This is a genomic window from Stenotrophomonas genospecies 3, from assembly GCF_054473855.1.
Map to the genome: position 1 here is coordinate 121,421 of NZ_JBTMUR010000008.1, position 15,258 is coordinate 136,678.

Annotated in this window: 15 protein-coding genes and 1 pseudogene; 7 read left to right on the forward strand and 9 right to left on the reverse strand. The window is 67.0% G+C overall.

The window, feature by feature from the left end:
- Positions 1–94 precede the first annotated feature (94 nt).
- A complete protein-coding gene (locus ACX9OT_RS12335) occupies positions 95–706 on the forward strand; it encodes a TetR/AcrR family transcriptional regulator (protein WP_049398557.1) in 612 nt (203 codons plus the stop codon).
- On the opposite strand, the gene ACX9OT_RS12340 is transcribed toward ACX9OT_RS12335, so the two are convergent.
- A complete protein-coding gene (locus ACX9OT_RS12340; RefSeq protein WP_459002315.1) occupies positions 703–2,649 on the reverse strand; it encodes an EAL domain-containing protein in 1,947 nt (648 codons plus the stop codon). The genes ACX9OT_RS12335 and ACX9OT_RS12340 overlap by 4 nt on opposite strands.
- Before the next feature lie 63 nt (positions 2,650–2,712).
- The gene (locus tag ACX9OT_RS12345) at positions 2,713–3,639 is read right to left on the reverse strand and encodes a LysR substrate-binding domain-containing protein (protein ID WP_429000432.1); all 927 of its coding nucleotides are present in this window, start codon (positions 3,637–3,639) and stop codon (positions 2,713–2,715) included.
- Between the two features lie 96 nt (positions 3,640–3,735).
- Here ACX9OT_RS12345 and ACX9OT_RS12350 point away from each other — a divergent pair, with 96 nt between their 5' ends.
- The gene (locus tag ACX9OT_RS12350) at positions 3,736–5,247 is read left to right on the forward strand and encodes an MFS transporter (protein WP_459002318.1); all 1,512 of its coding nucleotides are present in this window, start codon (positions 3,736–3,738) and stop codon (positions 5,245–5,247) included.
- Here the strand turns inward: ACX9OT_RS12350 and ACX9OT_RS12355 are convergent.
- The 3 genes and pseudogenes from ACX9OT_RS12355 to ACX9OT_RS12365 form a co-directional block, all read right to left on the reverse strand.
- Positions 5,241–5,956: pseudogene (locus ACX9OT_RS12355) on the reverse strand (SDR family NAD(P)-dependent oxidoreductase). The gene ACX9OT_RS12350 and the pseudogene ACX9OT_RS12355 overlap by 7 nt on opposite strands.
- 28 nt (positions 5,957–5,984) lie before the next feature.
- A complete protein-coding gene (locus ACX9OT_RS12360) occupies positions 5,985–6,713 on the reverse strand; it encodes a GNAT family N-acetyltransferase (protein ID WP_459002320.1) in 729 nt (242 codons plus the stop codon).
- 14 nt (positions 6,714–6,727) lie between these two features.
- Complete coding sequence (locus ACX9OT_RS12365; RefSeq protein ID WP_459002322.1) at positions 6,728–7,393, reverse strand: ArsR/SmtB family transcription factor; 666 nt, start codon at positions 7,391–7,393, stop codon at positions 6,728–6,730.
- Positions 7,394–7,448: 55 nt separating this feature from the next.
- On the opposite strand from ACX9OT_RS12365, the gene ACX9OT_RS12370 reads away from it, so the two are divergent.
- Entirely contained in the window at positions 7,449–7,952 is a 504-nt protein-coding gene (locus tag ACX9OT_RS12370) for a DUF2938 domain-containing protein (protein ID WP_180844098.1), read from the forward strand.
- A 41-nt stretch (positions 7,953–7,993) separates the two neighbouring features.
- A complete protein-coding gene (locus ACX9OT_RS12375; protein ID WP_180844097.1) occupies positions 7,994–8,797 on the forward strand; it encodes an APH(3')-II family aminoglycoside O-phosphotransferase in 804 nt (267 codons plus the stop codon).
- On the opposite strand, the gene ACX9OT_RS12380 is transcribed toward ACX9OT_RS12375, so the two are convergent.
- Complete coding sequence (locus ACX9OT_RS12380; protein WP_049421317.1) at positions 8,770–9,195, reverse strand: DoxX family protein; 426 nt, start codon at positions 9,193–9,195, stop codon at positions 8,770–8,772. The two genes, ACX9OT_RS12375 and ACX9OT_RS12380, sit on opposite strands and share 28 nt — an antisense overlap.
- 143 nt (positions 9,196–9,338) lie before the next feature.
- Here ACX9OT_RS12380 and ACX9OT_RS12385 point away from each other — a divergent pair, with 143 nt between their 5' ends.
- The 3 genes from ACX9OT_RS12385 to ACX9OT_RS12395 all read left to right on the forward strand — a co-directional run bounded on the left by ACX9OT_RS12385 (position 9,339) and on the right by ACX9OT_RS12395 (position 12,064).
- Complete coding sequence (locus ACX9OT_RS12385) at positions 9,339–9,929, forward strand: TetR/AcrR family transcriptional regulator (RefSeq protein ID WP_459002325.1); 591 nt, start codon at positions 9,339–9,341, stop codon at positions 9,927–9,929.
- A complete protein-coding gene (locus ACX9OT_RS12390) occupies positions 9,926–10,960 on the forward strand; it encodes a DUF418 domain-containing protein (protein WP_459002326.1) in 1,035 nt (344 codons plus the stop codon). Before ACX9OT_RS12385 ends, ACX9OT_RS12390 begins: the two co-directional genes overlap by 4 nt.
- 99 nt (positions 10,961–11,059) lie before the next feature.
- Positions 11,060–12,064, forward strand: a complete 1,005-nt coding sequence (locus ACX9OT_RS12395; protein WP_459002328.1) for a phosphotransferase — start codon at positions 11,060–11,062, stop codon at positions 12,062–12,064.
- Positions 12,065–12,205: 141 nt separating this feature from the next.
- Here the strand turns inward: ACX9OT_RS12395 and ACX9OT_RS12400 are convergent, their stop codons facing one another.
- The 3 genes from ACX9OT_RS12400 to ACX9OT_RS12410 are packed head-to-tail and all read right to left on the reverse strand — an operon-like array spanning position 12,206 to position 15,251.
- Entirely contained in the window at positions 12,206–13,093 is an 888-nt protein-coding gene (locus ACX9OT_RS12400; protein ID WP_459002460.1) for a DMT family transporter, read from the reverse strand.
- A gap of 32 nt (positions 13,094–13,125) precedes the next feature.
- The gene (gene murB, locus ACX9OT_RS12405) at positions 13,126–14,187 is read right to left on the reverse strand and encodes a UDP-N-acetylmuramate dehydrogenase (RefSeq protein WP_423162756.1); all 1,062 of its coding nucleotides are present in this window, start codon (positions 14,185–14,187) and stop codon (positions 13,126–13,128) included.
- A gap of 8 nt (positions 14,188–14,195) precedes the next feature.
- Positions 14,196–15,251 carry a quinone-dependent dihydroorotate dehydrogenase gene (locus tag ACX9OT_RS12410; protein ID WP_043397144.1) on the reverse strand — a complete coding sequence of 352 codons (1,056 nt, stop codon included), beginning with the start codon at positions 15,249–15,251 and terminating at the stop codon, positions 14,196–14,198.
- Between the last annotated feature and the right edge of the window lie 7 nt (positions 15,252–15,258).

Genomic DNA, 15,258 nt, shown 5'->3' on the forward strand with positions numbered 1-15,258 from the left:
CGCTGGGTACACTGCACAGTGTAGTTTCGTATTTTTCAAAAGTACACTGCCGGGTGTAAAATGGTGGCGTCCGTTCAGTTATCTGGTTCCTGCCATGTCCCGTGCCCCGCAACGCCTGACCGACCGCAAACGCGAAGCCATCGTGCGTGCGGCGGTGGAGGAGTTCCGCGCGTCGGGTTACGAGGCGACCAGCATGGACCGCATCGCCGAGGTGGCGGGGGTCTCCAAGCGCACCGTCTACAACCACTTCCCGAGCAAGGAAGCGTTGTTCTCGATGATCCTGGAGGAGCTGTGGGAGCGCAGCGTGGCCAGCGACGCACTGCCGTACCGCGCCGATCAGCCGCTGCAGGCGCAGCTGATGCAGCTGCTGGGGCAGAAGCTGGAACTGCTCAGCGATGCCAACTTCATCGACCTGGCGCGGGTGGCGATGGCCGAGATCATCCATTCGCCGGAACGTGCGCAGGCCATCGTCTGCCGCATGGGCGAGAAGGAAAGCGGTGAGAGTGCGTGGATCCGTGCGGCAATCGCCGATGGCCGGCTGCGCCAGGTCGATCCGGAGTTCGCCGGCCACCAGCTGCACGGCCTGGTGAAGAGCTTTGCATTCTGGCCGCAGGTGACGATGGGGCAGGCGCCGTTGAACGAACAGGAGCGCGCACGCGTGGCCGAATCGGCGGTGGCGATGTTCCTGGGTTACTACGCGGTCTAGCTGGCGGCGAAGCGGCGGAACTCGTCGGCCGGCAGCGCCGCCGAGTACAGATAGCCCTGGCCGACATCCACACCCAGTGCGCGCAATTGCTGTTCCTGCGCGAGGGTTTCGGTACCCTCGGCCACCACGATCGCACCGCAGCGATGCGCGACTTCGACGATGAAGCGAACGATCGACTGCGACTTGGCGTCGGACAGGGTGGCAATCAACGCCTGCTCGATCTTGACCTCGGCAATGGCCAGCTGCGAGAGCAGGATCAGGGTTGAATAGCCGGCACCGAAATCATCCAGTGACAGCGTGACCTCCGCCGCCAGCAGCTGTGCGATGTTGGCATCGACCACGTCGCGTTCGACGATCTCGGTCCATTCGACGATCTCCAGGCGCAGCATCACGCCGGGCACATCGTGCAGTGCCAGCAATTCCTGCAGGCGCAGGCCGAAGTCGGGCAGGCGCAGTGACTCGGCCGAAACGTTCACGGCGATCTTCAGCTGCGAGCCATCGCGTCGGCACTGCTGCAGGAAGTGGATGGCCGATTGCAGCGTGGCCCATTCCAGTTCAGCCAACCGCCCCTGCCGGCGCAGCAGCGAGATCACCCGCATCGGCGCGATCAGCCGGCCCTCGCCGTCGCGCATGCGCAGCAGTGCTTCGGCGCCGACCAGCTGGCGATCCTGCAGACGATGCTTGGGCTGGTAGCACAGGGGGGCATCTCCCTGCTGCAGCCAGCATTCGAGGGCGACTTCGATCAGGGCGTCGATCTCGCTGTCGCGCTGGATCGGGTCGTCGAAGAACACGACGCCGGATTCGATCGCACTCAGCGCCACGGTGATCGCGCGGAACGGAAGATGTCCTTCGTCGGCATCGGCGGGGGGCTTCAGTTCGACCACCGCACAGCGGAACAGCGGCCGGAAGCCGGGCCAATCGCGGCCGACCCGATCGGCCAGGTTGCTGGCCAGCTCGGTGATCTGCGGCTGCGTGCGCAGTTCGAACAAGGTCAGGTCGCGCACCAGGATCGCCAGCGCGGCATCGCCGAACTGGTAGATCTCCAGCTGCCCGGCAGGCAGCGAGGGCAGCAGCCGATGCACCTCGTCGGTGCTGTCGCGCTGCCACAGGCCGTTGTCCTGCAGCGGACCATAGCGCAGGCGCAGATCGCGCAGGTTGCCCATCTCGGCCACGATCAGGCAGGCCTTGCCGATGCCGTCGTTGTCGCGCCAGTAATGCTGCAGGCGTTCGCCAAGTGCACGCATGTTGGGCAGGCCACTGATCGGATCGATGCGCAGCCAGGCCTGTTCGCGCTGACGCTGTGCATCGATCTGCGCATCGTTGTAGACCAGCGCGAACACCGCGCCGAGCATCAGCAGCGATAGTGGCAGTGCCAGCAGCCGCTGGATTGCCAACTCCTCCACGGGCAGCTGATTGGCGCCGATGATTGCGACGCCCAGTGCCAGGCCCAACGCAGTGACGGCGATACGCACGCCCCAGGCCTGCAGGATCACGCGCAGCGAGAGCTCATTGAGCATGCGCGGGTGCAGGCGCCTGCGCAGCCAGACGCCGGCCAGCATCTGCAGCGTGGCCTCGAGGCCGGCCGGCAGGAAATACTGGGTGCCGGCAAACTGGTAGCGCGCCAGCAGGCTGGCGGCCAGGCAGGTAAGGCCGCCGCGCCAACCGCCCAGCAGGCCACTGACCAGCAGGATGTCGAAGCCGAGGTGCAGCTTGACCACACCCTGGGTGTAACGGGCCACGAACCAGGAATTGAACAGGTAGATCAGGCCCAGCGCCACGCCGACATACAGGCGACGGCCTTCAATGGCGTGCCCGGCGCGGCGGGTGGCGATCAGCAGCACGCCGATCATGCCGATCACCGCCGTGGCCTGCAGCAGGTACAGCGGCAGGCTGGGCAGGGCGCTGTCCAGGACCTGGGCCGAGACCCGTGAAAGCGCATCCATAGCAGGTTCCCGCCTGTGACCGACGGCCAGTGACGAGCAGCGTAGTCGCAGCAGGGCGCAGGTTCAATTGCACTGGCTGGGTTCGGGCAGGAGGTGGTCGGCCATGAAATCGACAAACGCGCGTACACGCGGCTGCTGATGGCGATGGCTTGGCCAGAGGGCCCAGAAGGTGCTGCGCTCGGTGCTCCATGGGTCCAGGACGCTGACGAGTTCACCGCGGTCCAGCGCATCACGCGTGGCGAAGTCGGGCAGGCACGCAATGCCATGGCCATCAATGGCCATGTGCAGGATCGTCTCAAGATGATTGGCGGTCATTGCGGTAGTCAGCCGTGGCTCAGTGCCTCCCTCATGCGTGGGCAGCGGCCAACGTTCGATCAGGCCGGTGCCGGGAAAGCGATGGAGAAGGCACGCGTGGCCGCTCAGATCCTCCGGGTGCTGTGGCGTGCCGCGCTTGGCGAAGTACGCAGGGGCGCCCACACAGAGCAGGCGGGCACTGCCGAGGTTGCGGCCGTGCAGCCTGGAGTCGGCGGGGTTGCCCGTGCGGACAACGGCGTCGAAGCCCTCCTCGATGACATCGACAAGACGGTCGCTGAAGTGCAGGTCGAGTTCGATGGCGGGAAAGCGGTGCGCAAAGGCCGATAGCACCGGCAGCATCAGTCCGCTGGCGAGTGGAAGACTGACCTTCAGGCGACCGCTGGGCGCGGCCTGGGCGTCGGTCAGCTCGCGCTCCGCTGCGGCGACCTCGGTCATGATGCGACGGCAGCGTTCAAGGAACTGCTCGCCTTCGGCAGTCAGGCTGACGCTGCGGGTATTGCGATTCAGCAGGCGGGCGCCCAGACGCTCTTCCAGCCGGGCAATGGTCTTGCTTGCCGCCGAAGGGGTGATGCCACGCTGTCGTGCTGCGGCCGCGAAGCTGCGTGCCTCGGCGACCAGAACGAAGAGGCTGAGACCGGCAAAGCTGTCCATGACATGGCCATTGATGACGTTCATGTCATTAAAGCACGGACACAACGATGGATTCTTAGGCGATAGCGTCGGCGATAGCATCAATGCGGTGGCGCCTGGCCACGCTGGAGCTTCATCGACATGTCTGTTGCCTCTGCTGAGACGGCCGGATCATCACGCTTTGGAGTGGTGCTGGCGGGCTGCCTGACGGCGCTCACCATTCCCTTGAGCATTGCCAGCCCCGCCGTGGGCATTCCCGCCATCCGGGACGCGCTGGGCGGTTCGCCTGCGGCGTTGTCCTGGATCATCAACGCTTATCTGTTGACCTACGGCTGCACCACGCTGGTGGCCGGTGGGCTGGCCGATCTGCATGGCAGGCGCCGGATCTGGCTTCTGGGCGGCGCGTCGTCTGCGCTCGTCACCGGCCTGATCCCCTTGATGCCCGATGTGGCGTGGATCAATGCACTGCGACTGCTTCAGGGGATGGCGGCGTCGGCTGCGTTTGCCGGTGCGATGGCGTCGCTGGCGCAGGTGTTCGACGGCCAGGCGCGGGCCAGGGTGTTCAGCCTGATCGGCACCACCTTTGGTGCAGGAGCCGCAGGCGGTCCGCTGCTGGCAGGCGGATTGATCGATGCGCTGGGCTGGGAATGGGTGTTCTTCCTGCCTGCGTTGCTGGCCGCCCTGACCGTACCGTTGGTCGCCCTGTCATCCGTCGAATCGAAGAGCACCGGTTCGCCACGCCTGGATTGGCTGGGCGCCGTCACCTTCATGCTGGCGCTGGGGTCACTCACCTACGCCATGATCGTGCTGCCGGAACGCGGCCTGTTGCATCCGCAGACGCTGGTACTGCTGGCGCTCTCGATGGTGTTGCTGGCCGCGTTCATTGCCGTCGAGCGCTCCCATCGAACACCGCTGCTGGATCTCGGGCTGTTCCGCAACCGGCGCTTTGTCGGCGTGCAGATTCTCGCCGCTGCGCCTGCGTTCTCGTACGTCGTCCTTCTGGTGGTGCTGCCGGCGGGGTTCATCGGTGTTGAAGGACTGCGGCCCACCGAGGCTGGACTGGCGATGGCAGCACTCTCTGCACCCTTGCTGGCTGTTCCCCTGGTTGCCGGTTACCTGCTGCGCTGGATTCCGGCGCGGACGCTGTGCTGTGCGGGCCTGTTGATCGGCGCGCTTGGGCTGGCATGGCTGGCCCAAGTGTTCCAGCTACCTTCGGTGCGCTGGATGCCGATGCTGGTCATCGGGATCGGCATCGGTCTACCTTGGGGGATCATGGATGGCCTGGCGGTCAGCGTGGTTGGCAAAGAGCAGGCAGGCATGGCCGCGGGCATCTTCAACGCAATGCGACTGGCAGGCGATTCCATTGCCCTCGCGCTTGTCGGCATCATGCTTTCTGCCCGGATTGGCGGGAGCGTAGCGCTGGAAGCCGGCGTCGTGGCCCGTGCCGCCGTGCACAGGCTGTCCATGGGCGACCTTGGCGGAGCGGTGGAGGCATTGCCCGGCGTTTCGAGAACGGCGCTGGCCCAGGCATACATGGAGTCCGTCCGTGGCCAGCTGTTTGTCCTGGCGATGGCGACCGTGCTGACCGCCATCGTGCTCGGGTACCTGTTGCGCGAAGAGGTCGAGCCTGGCCTGCGCAGAGTCGGTCAGTAGCGCGGGTCGGCGATGGCCGGCAGCACCAGTTCGCGCACGAAGCCGGACGGTGACAACTGCAGCAACGCGCGCACCATCGCAACGACGTCGTGCACCGGCACCAGCTCGCCGTCGCCGCGCGCTGCGGCCTCGGCCACCGGCACTGAAAGTGCATCGTCGGTGTTGAGGTAGCCCAGCTGCAGGCTGGTCACCGCCAGGCGGCGATCGCGGAAGCCCTCGCGCAGTGCATCGGCGATGCCGTTGAGCGCGAACTTGGATGCGCCGAACGCCACTTCCGGGCGGCCGCTGCGTGGCAGTGCCGAGGTCGAGCCGGTCAGCACCAGCTGCGGGCGTGGCGCGCCCAGCACCCGCGGCAGCAGGCGCTGCAGCAGCACCAGGGTGGCGGTGATGTTGACGTCGACCAGTTGGGTGAGCGCGGCATCGGTTTCGTCGAGGAAGGCGTACTCGTCGCTGAAGGCGGTCTGTTCCCAGATGCCCAGGTTGTGGATCAGCACATCCAGATCGGCCGGTGCCTGTGCTGCGATGTGGTCGGCAGCCACGGTCGGCTGGGACAGATCGGCTTCGATCCACTGCACGGTGACGCCCTCGGGGCATTCAATATCGCGCGGTCGGTTGCGTGAAACGCGATGACGGTGTCGCCTGCACTGCACAGGCCTTCCACGAACGCCCGACCGAGGCCCCTGCTGGCGCCGATGACCATCAATTTCATGTTTCTTCCTTGTTGTACTGCGGCGGCCTCAGTCGACCGCCAGAACGGTGTCCCAATCGGCGAACGCACGCAGGCCGCTGCGTTCGGCGGTAATGATCGAGGCGGTGTTGTCGAGCTGGCAACGGTACTGCGGCTGCAGCCCGGCCGCCCGTGCGGACACGGCCATGGCGTGTACCAGCTGGCGCGCGTGCCCGCGACCGCGGGCCTCGGGCAGGGTCAGCACGCCCATGTCGGCCAGGGCCGGATCCAGGCTCCACGGGTACATGCTTCCCGCGGCAACCAGCCGCTCGCCATCGAAGGCGCCGAACACCTGCCAGTGGTCCAGCTCGACCCAGGCGGCATCCAGATCCTCCTCGCTCGCGCTGGCCTGGAACCCGTCGAACGCGGCTGCGTCGGCCGGGCCAAGACGGCGGATATGTGGCGGTGCAGGGCGCTCGGCCAGGGCCGCAAGTGCTGCGGCGGGGAAGTAGAAGACGCGATCCGCGCCATGCGTGCGCTGGCCGAGCTGTTGCAGGCGCAGTTGCAGCTGCGGGAGCGTCCAGTGCGGCTGCGCGTGCAGTTGCAGGCGAGCGGCCAGGGCCGGGCGCAGCAGTGCGCGCGCGGGGCCCGCGACCGGCTGCAGCAGCATGCCGTCCTCGCCCTCATCGAAATCATCGCTGCACGCCAACTGCAGCAGCGGATCATCCTGCAGCATGCGCTGCCCGGAGAACACGCTGCGCCAGGTCGCATCGATCAACGGGGCAAACACATCATCCATGACCGGTGTCTCGCTCAGTGCCGGGGCAGGTCCACCTGCAGGCCGGCGGCCTTCCATTCGGGGTAACCGGCGGCGAGCCGCTGCGCGGTCAGTCCGGCCTCGCGCAGTATCGCCACCGCATCGTTGGACAGCACGCAGTAGGGACCGCGGCAGTACGCGACAATGTGGACGGCACGCGGCAGTTCGTCCATCCGTGCACGCAGTTCCGTAACGGGAATGTTCAGCGCGCCGGGCAGGTGGCCCAGATCGAATTCCTCACGCGGCCGCACATCCAGCAGCACCACGCTGCCGCGTTGTTCCAGCAACTGCTCGACAGTCAGACCTTCCAGAGCATCGCGGCGCTGCAGGCTATCGTGGATCACACCGTGCATCTCGCTGCGCTGGTGGTCGGCATAGTCGCGCAGCGCGGCCAGCAGGTTGCCCAGCGGGCCATCACCACTGCGGTAGAGGATGCGCTTGCCATCGCGTCGGGTCTGAACCAGGCCGGCACGGCGCAGCTGCTGCAGATGCTGGGAGGTATTGGCCACCGACAGCCCGGTCAGTTCGGCCAGGCGCTCCACTGCGCGCTCGCCTTGGGCGATGTGCTCCAGCAGGGCCAGGCGATGGGCATGGCCGAGCGTGCGGGCGATTTCGGCCAAGGCTTCCAGCGGTGAGAGCGGTGGCTCTGTTGCAGCGTTCATGCGGCGCACGCTAGCATCGCTCTATCATTCAAGCAAATAATTGAAGGTGTGCGATATGGCTGGCCTGGCGACATTCGTGATGGATGCGGTGGTAGTCGGCGTGGGAGCGACCGCAGTGATGGACCTGTGGGCGCTGGTGCAGCGGCGGCTGCTCGGCATTCCCTCGCTGGATTTCGCGATGGTGGGCCGCTGGCTGGGGCATCTGCCGCGCGGGCGCTTCCGCCACGATGGCATCGGCCGCTCGGCAGCGGTCAGTGGCGAGCGCGCGCTGGGTTGGACCGCGCATTACGTGATCGGTGTGGTCTTCGCCGCGTTGCTGCTGGCCGTGGTGGGGAACGGTTGGGTGCAGGCGCCGACACTGTGGCCGGCGCTGGCCTTCGGCATCCTCAGCGTCGCCGCACCGTTCCTCATCCTGCAGCCGGGCATGGGCGCGGGCATTGCCGCTTCAAAGACCCCGGCGCCGGGCAAGGCGCGCCTGCGCAGCCTGGTGGCGCACAGTGTGTTCGGCCTGGGCATGTACCTTTCCGCGTTGTTGTTGGCTGCGGTCCATGCAGGATGAGCGAGAATCCGTGGGGTCACCGGCAACAGGAACACCTCGGCATGGAAGCACCCAAATCCATCACTGATGACATGCCGCTGCCGTGGGCGTGGCAGGAGGCATTGGCCGATGCACGCATCGAGCGGCAATCGATCGGTGTGTCGCGTGCGGATGTTGCCCGCGTGCATCGGCCGGGCCAGGCCGATGCCTTCCTGAAGTCGGAAGTGATCGACGCCTTCAGTGAGCTGGGCGATGAGATCGCGCGCCTGCGTTGGCTGCAGGCACAGGGGCAACCGGCGCCAACGGTGATTGCCACTGCCGAAGAGGCGGGCCGGCGCTGGTTGCTGATGAGCGCGCTGCCTGGCCGCGACCTGGCCTCGTCGCCGGAGCTCGCGCCGCAGCAGCTGGTGGAACTGCTGGCCGACGCGCTACGCGGGCTGCATGCGTTGCCGGTGGCAGCCTGTCCGTTCGACCAGCGACTGGCCTCGCGCGTACAGGTCGCGCAGGCCCGCATTGAAGCGGGCCTGGTGGATGCCGATGATTTCGATGACGAACGCCTGGGCCAGAGTCCGCAGCAGGTCTTCGCCGAACTGTGCAGCACCCAGCCCGACCATGAAGACCTGGTAGTCAGCCACGGAGACGCCTGTCTGCCGAACCTGATGGCGGTCGAGGGCCGCTTCAGTGGTTTCATCGACTGTGGCCGGCTGGGTGTGGCCGACCGCTACCAGGACCTGGCGCTGGCCGCGCGCAGCCTGGTCCACAACTTCGGCGACACGCGTTGGGTCGCGCCGTTGTTCCAACGCTACGGCGCGGTGGCCGACGAGCGCCGGCTGGCGTTCTACCGGTTGCTCGACGAGTTCTTCTGAGCCCGCGCATGGCTGGCGATGGCCGCGCAGATCAGGCCACCGACCACGCTCAGGTGTTCCAGCGCGAAGAACAGGGCCAGCTGCTGTTCGGCGCCGTGCTTGTTCCAGAAGGTATGCACGATGACGATGGTCAGCAGCATGAACACCGCCAGCGCGCCGCTGCCCAGCCAGAGCAGGCGATCGAGCAGCAGGCACAGTGCGCCGCCCAGCAGCACCACGGCGCTGGCGATGTTGAACAGCACAGGTGGTTGCAATCCGGCGGCCTGCATTTCGGCCACGCTGTTGTCCCACGCCAGCAGCTTGGCCAGGCCCGAGGACAGGAACACCACGGCCAGCAACAGCCGCGCGAGGAACCACAGCACGCGGCTGTCGAGCAGGGTGATGATCATCCGTGGCATGCAGGAACTCCGGCTTGAGCGTGGGACAGGCCGCGCAGTATCGGGCCTCAACCGCAGTTGAGGTCAAGGCTGGCTGAACGGAGCCCGGCGTTGGCCGGATTGCCAGCTTCTAATTGGACGAACGTTCGTTCACTATTTGCGCCATGAACCGAGCCGACCGCAACGAGCAACGCATCGCGCAGATCCTGCAGGCCGCCCTGCAGTGCTTCCTCGTGAAGGGATTCCACCAGACCAGCATGCGTGACATCGCGCAGGCGGCCGGCGTCAGCCTGGGCAATCTCTACAACCACTTCCCGGGCAAGGAGGCGATCATCCTTGCGGTGGCGGTGGCCGAGAGCGAAGAACTGGCACCGTTGCTGCAGCGACTGGCCGCGTCCGATGGCGAACGCACACAGGTGATGGCCTTCGTGCAGGACTTCCATGCACTGTGCCGGCAGCCGGAGTGGGCAACACTTGCAGTGGAGGTGCTGGCCGAGAGTGCACGCAATCCGGCCGTGGCCGAGGCCTTCGCGGCCAATCGCAGGCAATTGCAGGCGACGCTGGCCGAAGCCCTGCAGCAGATGGCACAGCGCGAACGTCGGCGTCCCGTACTGGCGCCGGCACTGCAGGCGCAGGTGCTGCTGGATGCCATCGAAAGCGATGCGCTGCGTCGGGGGCTGGGCGAAGCCGAGGGCACCGATGAAGCATCGCTGGATCTTGGCTTGCTCGCGCTGCTGCTCGGGGCACGCGCATGAGCGTCGTGGACCGGCGGCTGCACGGCCTGGATCTGGCACGCTACCTGGCACTGGCCGGCATGGTGCTGGTGAATTTCCGTCTGGCGATGGCCGTGCCGGCAGAGGGTGAGGGGTGGCTGGCAGGGTTCTTCCATCTGCTGGAAGGCAAGGCTTCGGCGACGTTCGTTACGCTGGCTGGCTTGGGCCTGGTGTTGGCCACGCAGCGGCAAGGGTGGTGGCCGGCCAGCGTGCAGACCTGGAGGCGCGCGCTGTTCCTGATGGTGCTGGGCCTGCTCAACCTGACCCTGTTCCCGGCCGATATCCTGCACTACTACGCGGTGTATTTCGCGCTGGCGGTGGTGTGGCTGCGTGCCTCGCCGCGGGTGTTGCTGGCCAGCATCGTGGGCCTGGCGGCCTGTTCGTTCTGGGCGTTGCTGCATTGGGATTACAGCCAGGGATGGAACTGGCAGACGCTGGAATACACCGGTCTGTGGCAATGGCCGGGCGCGGCCCGCAACCTGCTGTTCAATGGCTTCCACCCGTTGATGCCGTGGCTGTGCTTCTTCCTGCTGGGCATGCTGCTGGCGCGCCTTCCGTTGTCGCAGCCGCGGGTGCAGCATGCATTGCTGGTGCTGGGGCTGTTGCTGATCGGCGCCGGCCAAGGCGTGCAGCATATTGCGCAGGGAACGCCGTGGCAGGCGTGGCTGGGTACGCAGCCGATGCCGCCAGGACCCGCCTACGTGCTTACCGGTGCGGGCGCGGCCTGCAGTGTCATCGCCGCCTGCCTGTGGCTGACGCGCGTGCGACCGGGCGACTGGCTGGAGCCGTTCACCGCGGCCGGGCGCATGACCCTGACCCTGTATGTGGGTCACATCCTGCTGGGCATGGGCACGCTGGAAAGCCTGGGCCTGCTTGATGGCAGTGCCTCGCTGGCGTCGGTGCTGCTGTGGGCGCTGCTGTTCCTGATGCTGGCGACCGCTGCGGCGTGGCTGTGGTCATGGCAGTTCGCGCGCGGTCCACTGGAGGCGGTGATGCGCCGTATTGCAGGCTAGTTCTTTGGTCGTGCCGAGGCGATGTTGTGACGGACATGTCTGTGTCGTGGCGAGCGCATCTGCGATAGTGGCGGCAGGTAACACTTTCCGCTTGCATCCATGTCATTCGCTTCGGCGCAGCATCTCGGCGAAGTCCTGCAACAATCCTATGGCATCACCCCGACCGCCGTGGTGCCACGCCCGGTGGGCGCCGACGCCAATGCCAGCGTGTATCGCGTCGATGCGCGGCACGGGCAGTGGTGGTTGAAATGCCGCACCTACCAGGTCGACCCATCGGTGTGGGACAGCCTGCACTGGATGCGCGGCACGTTGGGTATCGATGAGATCGTCGCGCCGTGGCCGGCACTGACCGGTGGTGCGTCGGTGCAACGTTGGGGATTGCAGTTCACCCTGTTCCCTTATGTGGAAGGCCAGTCCGGGTTCGAGGCAGCGTTGAGCCGCACGCAGTGGAAACGGCTGGGTCAGGTGCTGCGGCGCCTGCACGGCGCGCAGCTGCCACCGGAACTGCAGCAGGCGCTGCCGATCGTCCGGCTGGAAACCGCGGCGCTGGAGACCGTCGGGCAGTGGTTGGCCGGCGAGGGCCTGGCGGCCGCGAAGGACGGGCTGGGCCGCGCATTCGTTTCGGTATGGGACCAGCAGCATGCGCGCATCGCGGCGCTGCATTCACAGGCACGGGAACTGCTCGCGACCTTGCAGGACGTGCCGGTAGACCTGCACCTGTGCCACACCGATCTGCATGCCGGCAACCTGCTGATGGGCAATGACGGGGGCCTGCACCTGATTGATTGGGATGGCCTGTCGCTGGCACCGCGCGAGCGCGACCTGATGTTCATCGGTGCGGCGGTTGGCGGGCGCTGGGGGCGCGAGAATCCGCTGGGCTTCGAGGACGGCTACGGCAGCGACCGCGGCGATCCGCGCTGGATCGCCTGGTACCGGCACTGGCGCATCCTGCAGGACCTGATCGAGTTCCAGCAGGTGCTGCTGGGCAGCGATGGTGAGGAGCGCTCGCCGCAACTGCGCCGGCAGTCGCTGCATTACCTGGGCGAGCAGTTCGCGCCGGGCAATGTGTTCGATGCGGCGGAGCGGGTGTATCGGGCGTTGTAAATGCACGTCACCTGCCATCGATGAGGCGTCGCGCTGCGCGCGATGAGTCGAGCATGGCTCGACTCTACAGTTGCGCTCGGCTGCTCTTCGCGCCGCCATCGTTGATCAGGCGGGCAGGGATCATCCGCGCATGGCGCGGATCTACTCGGCCGGCTTGGCTGCCGACGAGGCCGCAGCGCTCGCTGCGCGGCGCGACAGCACGGCCTCGCGATGGGCGATGTAGGCGTTGGCGGCGAGGATGATGCCGGCACCGATGATGGTCCAGCGGTCCACCGTTTCGTTGAACAGCAGCCAGCCGCACAACGTGACCAGCGGCAGCTGCAGGAAGCTGATCGGGGTCAGTGCCGAGACTTCACCCAGGCGCAGCGCACGCGTCCACAGCAGCTGACCGATGGTGCCGAGCACGCCGGTGGCCAGCAGCCACAGCCACGCCATGCCGGTGGGCCAGACCCAGACGAACACTGCCGGGATCAGCGACAGCGGCACCCAGAACACGTAGGTATAGAGCACCACGGTGTCGGCGCTGTCGATGCGGGTCAGCTGCTTGATCTGGATCGCCACCAGCGAACTCAGCACGGCAGCGGCCACCGCGACCAGACTGCCAGCGGTGAAACCGGCGGTGCCGGGACGCACGATCACCAGTACACCGATGAAGCCGACGACGACGGCGGCCCAGCGGCGCACGCGCACGGTCTCGCCCAGCCACAGCACGGCGGCGATGGTGACGAACAGCGGCGTGGAGTACGAGAGCGAAACCGCCTGCGCCAACGGCAGATGGCCCAATGCCCAGAAGGCGCACAGCATCGAACCCAGGCCGATCGCACTGCGCACGAAGTAGCGCGGCAGCTGCTGGGTCTTCAGCGGCGCGTGGCCTGGCCGCAGCAGCATCGGCAGCAGTGCCAGCAGGCCGAAGGCATTGCGGAAGAACGCCACTTCCTGGGTGGGCACGTAGCGCGTGGCATAGCGGATCGCCACCGCCATCAGGCCGAATGCCATCGTGCTGCCGAGCATCAGCAGCGCCGCCCGCATCGGGGTGGCGCTGGGGGAGAGGGCGGGGGTGTTCACCACTGCGCGCCGAGCAGGCGGGGCTCCGGTTCGATTGGCACGCCGAACTTCTCCAGCACGGAAGCAGAGATGCGTCGCGCCAGCGCCAGCAGTTCAGCGCCGGTGGCGTTGCCGTGGTTGACCAGCACCAGTGCGTGGCTCGGCGCCACGCCAGCATCGCCTTCGCGGAAGCCCTTCCAGCCGCAGGACTCGATCATCCATGCCGCCGAGACCTTGCGCTTGCCGTCCTGGTCGGACGGGAACACCGGCAGCTCGGGGAAGTGCTGCAGCAGCACGTCGACCTGTTCCAGCGGCAGCACCGGGTTCTTGAAGAAGCTGCCGGCGTTGCCCAGTACATCCGGGTCGGGCAGCTTGCGGCGGCGGATCGCGATCACCGCATTGGCCACGTCCACCGCACTGGGCAGCTCCACACCCTGTGCCTGTAGTTCCTCGCGGATGCCGGCGTAGTCCATGCGCAGGTCATGCAGCAGTGGCAGCTTCAGTTCGATGGCGGTGATCAGGTAGCGGTCCATCTGCTGCTTGAACACGCTGTCGCGGTAGGCGAAGCCACACTGTTCGTTGTCCAGCCGCACCCAGGCCTGCTCCTGGCAGTCCCAGGCTTCGACGGCCTGGATGAACTCGCCGACCTGCGCGCCGTAGGCGCCGATGTTCTGGATCGGCGCGGCACCGGCGGTGCCGGGAATCAGGGCGAGGTTTTCCAGGCCGGACAGGCCTTCCTGCAGCGACCACATCACCAGGCCATGCCAGGGCACGCCGGCGCCGGCGCGGATCACAGCATGGTCGGCGCGGTGTTCCAGGAAGCTGATGTCACGGTTGCCGAACACCAGCACGGTGCCCGGCAGGTCCTCGGCGATCAGCACGTTGCTGCCGGCACCCAGCACCAGCAGCGGGCCGCTGGCCACCTCGGGCAGTGTCAGTACCTCCGGCAGCAGCGCGGCATCGTGCAGTTCCAGCAGCTGTGCGGCGCTGGCCTGCACGTGGAAGGTGTTCAGGGCCTGCAGCGGCGCATTGCGGGTGAGCGTCCAGCGCAGCGGGGCGTTGCCGTCGACGGTATCCATGGGTGCGCTCACAGTGGGGCCACCGCGCCGCGGCTCGGCGCTTCGCGGCGGCGACGGATCGCCTCCACGCATTCGGAGACGAGGGCCGGGCCGCGGAAGATCAGGCCGCTGTAGCACTGCACCAGGGCCGCACCAGCAGCCATCTTGGCCACGGCGTCGGCACCGGACAGGATGCCGCCGACCCCGATCAACGGCACCGACTCGGGCAGGCGCGAACGCAGACGGCGCAGTACCAGGGTGGACTGCTCCAGCACCGGCGCACCGGACAGGCCACCGGCCTCGTTGGCCAGCGGGTCGCCGGCCACCTTGCTGTGGTCGATGGTGGTGTTGGTGGCGATCACGCCGTCCACCTGCAGTTCGCCCAGTACGCGGGCAGCGGCATCGATGTCGCGCTCGCTCAGGTCGGGTGCCACCTTGACCAGCATCGGTACGCGGCGGCCGTGGCGGGCCGCGAGATCTTCCTGGCGGTCGCGCAACTGGCTGACCAGCTGGCGCAGCGCGGTTTCTTCCTGCAGTTCACGCAGGCCGGCGGTGTTGGGCGAGGAGATGTTGACGGTGATGTAGTCGGCCAGCGGGTACACCTTGTCCAGGCAGGCGATGTAATCGTCCACGGCCTGTTCGTTCGGGGTGTCCTTGTTCTTGCCGATGTTGATGCCGAGCAGGCCGCGGCGGTTGCGCGCGCGCTCGACGTTGCGCACCAGCGCGTCCACGCCCGCATTGTTGAAGCCCATGCGGTTGATGATCGCGTTGTGTGCAGGCAGGCGGAACAGGCGCGGCTGCGGATTGCCGGCCTGCGGGCGCGGGGTGATGGTGCCGATTTCGACGAAGCCGAAACCCAGCGCGAACAGCGCATCGATGTGCTCGCCATTCTTGTCCAGGCCGGCGGCCAGGCCGACCGGATTGGGGAAGGTCAACCCGAACACCGTGCTGGGCATCGGCGCGATGCGTGCGGCCAGCAGCGGCGTGGTGCCGGTGCGGTAGGCCAGGTCCAATGCGGACAGGCCAAGGCCGTGGGCGCGCTCGGCGTCGAGCGAGAACAGGAAGGGGCGGGCAAGCGAATACATGCGTCGG

What these genes read in the sequence shown, in the direction of transcription:
- ACX9OT_RS12335 (WP_049398557.1), top strand. Translation starts at nt 95, where the DNA reads ATGTCCCGTGCCCCGCAACGCCTGACCGACCGCAAACGCGAAGCCATC.
- ACX9OT_RS12340 (WP_459002315.1), bottom strand. Translation starts at nt 2,649, where the DNA reads ATGGATGCGCTTTCACGGGTCTCGGCCCAGGTCCTGGACAGCGCCCTG.
- ACX9OT_RS12345 (WP_429000432.1), bottom strand. Translation starts at nt 3,639, where the DNA reads ATGAACGTCATCAATGGCCATGTCATGGACAGCTTTGCCGGTCTCAGC.
- ACX9OT_RS12350 (WP_459002318.1), top strand. Translation starts at nt 3,736, where the DNA reads ATGTCTGTTGCCTCTGCTGAGACGGCCGGATCATCACGCTTTGGAGTG.
- ACX9OT_RS12360 (WP_459002320.1), bottom strand. Translation starts at nt 6,713, where the DNA reads ATGGATGATGTGTTTGCCCCGTTGATCGATGCGACCTGGCGCAGCGTG.
- ACX9OT_RS12365 (WP_459002322.1), bottom strand. Translation starts at nt 7,393, where the DNA reads ATGAACGCTGCAACAGAGCCACCGCTCTCACCGCTGGAAGCCTTGGCC.
- ACX9OT_RS12370 (WP_180844098.1), top strand. Translation starts at nt 7,449, where the DNA reads ATGGCTGGCCTGGCGACATTCGTGATGGATGCGGTGGTAGTCGGCGTG.
- ACX9OT_RS12375 (WP_180844097.1), top strand. Translation starts at nt 7,994, where the DNA reads ATGGAAGCACCCAAATCCATCACTGATGACATGCCGCTGCCGTGGGCG.
- ACX9OT_RS12380 (WP_049421317.1), bottom strand. Translation starts at nt 9,195, where the DNA reads ATGCCACGGATGATCATCACCCTGCTCGACAGCCGCGTGCTGTGGTTC.
- ACX9OT_RS12385 (WP_459002325.1), top strand. Translation starts at nt 9,339, where the DNA reads ATGAACCGAGCCGACCGCAACGAGCAACGCATCGCGCAGATCCTGCAG.
- ACX9OT_RS12390 (WP_459002326.1), top strand. Translation starts at nt 9,926, where the DNA reads ATGAGCGTCGTGGACCGGCGGCTGCACGGCCTGGATCTGGCACGCTAC.
- ACX9OT_RS12395 (WP_459002328.1), top strand. Translation starts at nt 11,060, where the DNA reads ATGTCATTCGCTTCGGCGCAGCATCTCGGCGAAGTCCTGCAACAATCC.
- ACX9OT_RS12400 (WP_459002460.1), bottom strand. Translation starts at nt 13,093, where the DNA reads ATGCGGGCGGCGCTGCTGATGCTCGGCAGCACGATGGCATTCGGCCTG.
- murB (WP_423162756.1), bottom strand. Translation starts at nt 14,187, where the DNA reads ATGGATACCGTCGACGGCAACGCCCCGCTGCGCTGGACGCTCACCCGC.
- ACX9OT_RS12410 (WP_043397144.1), bottom strand. Translation starts at nt 15,251, where the DNA reads ATGTATTCGCTTGCCCGCCCCTTCCTGTTCTCGCTCGACGCCGAGCGC.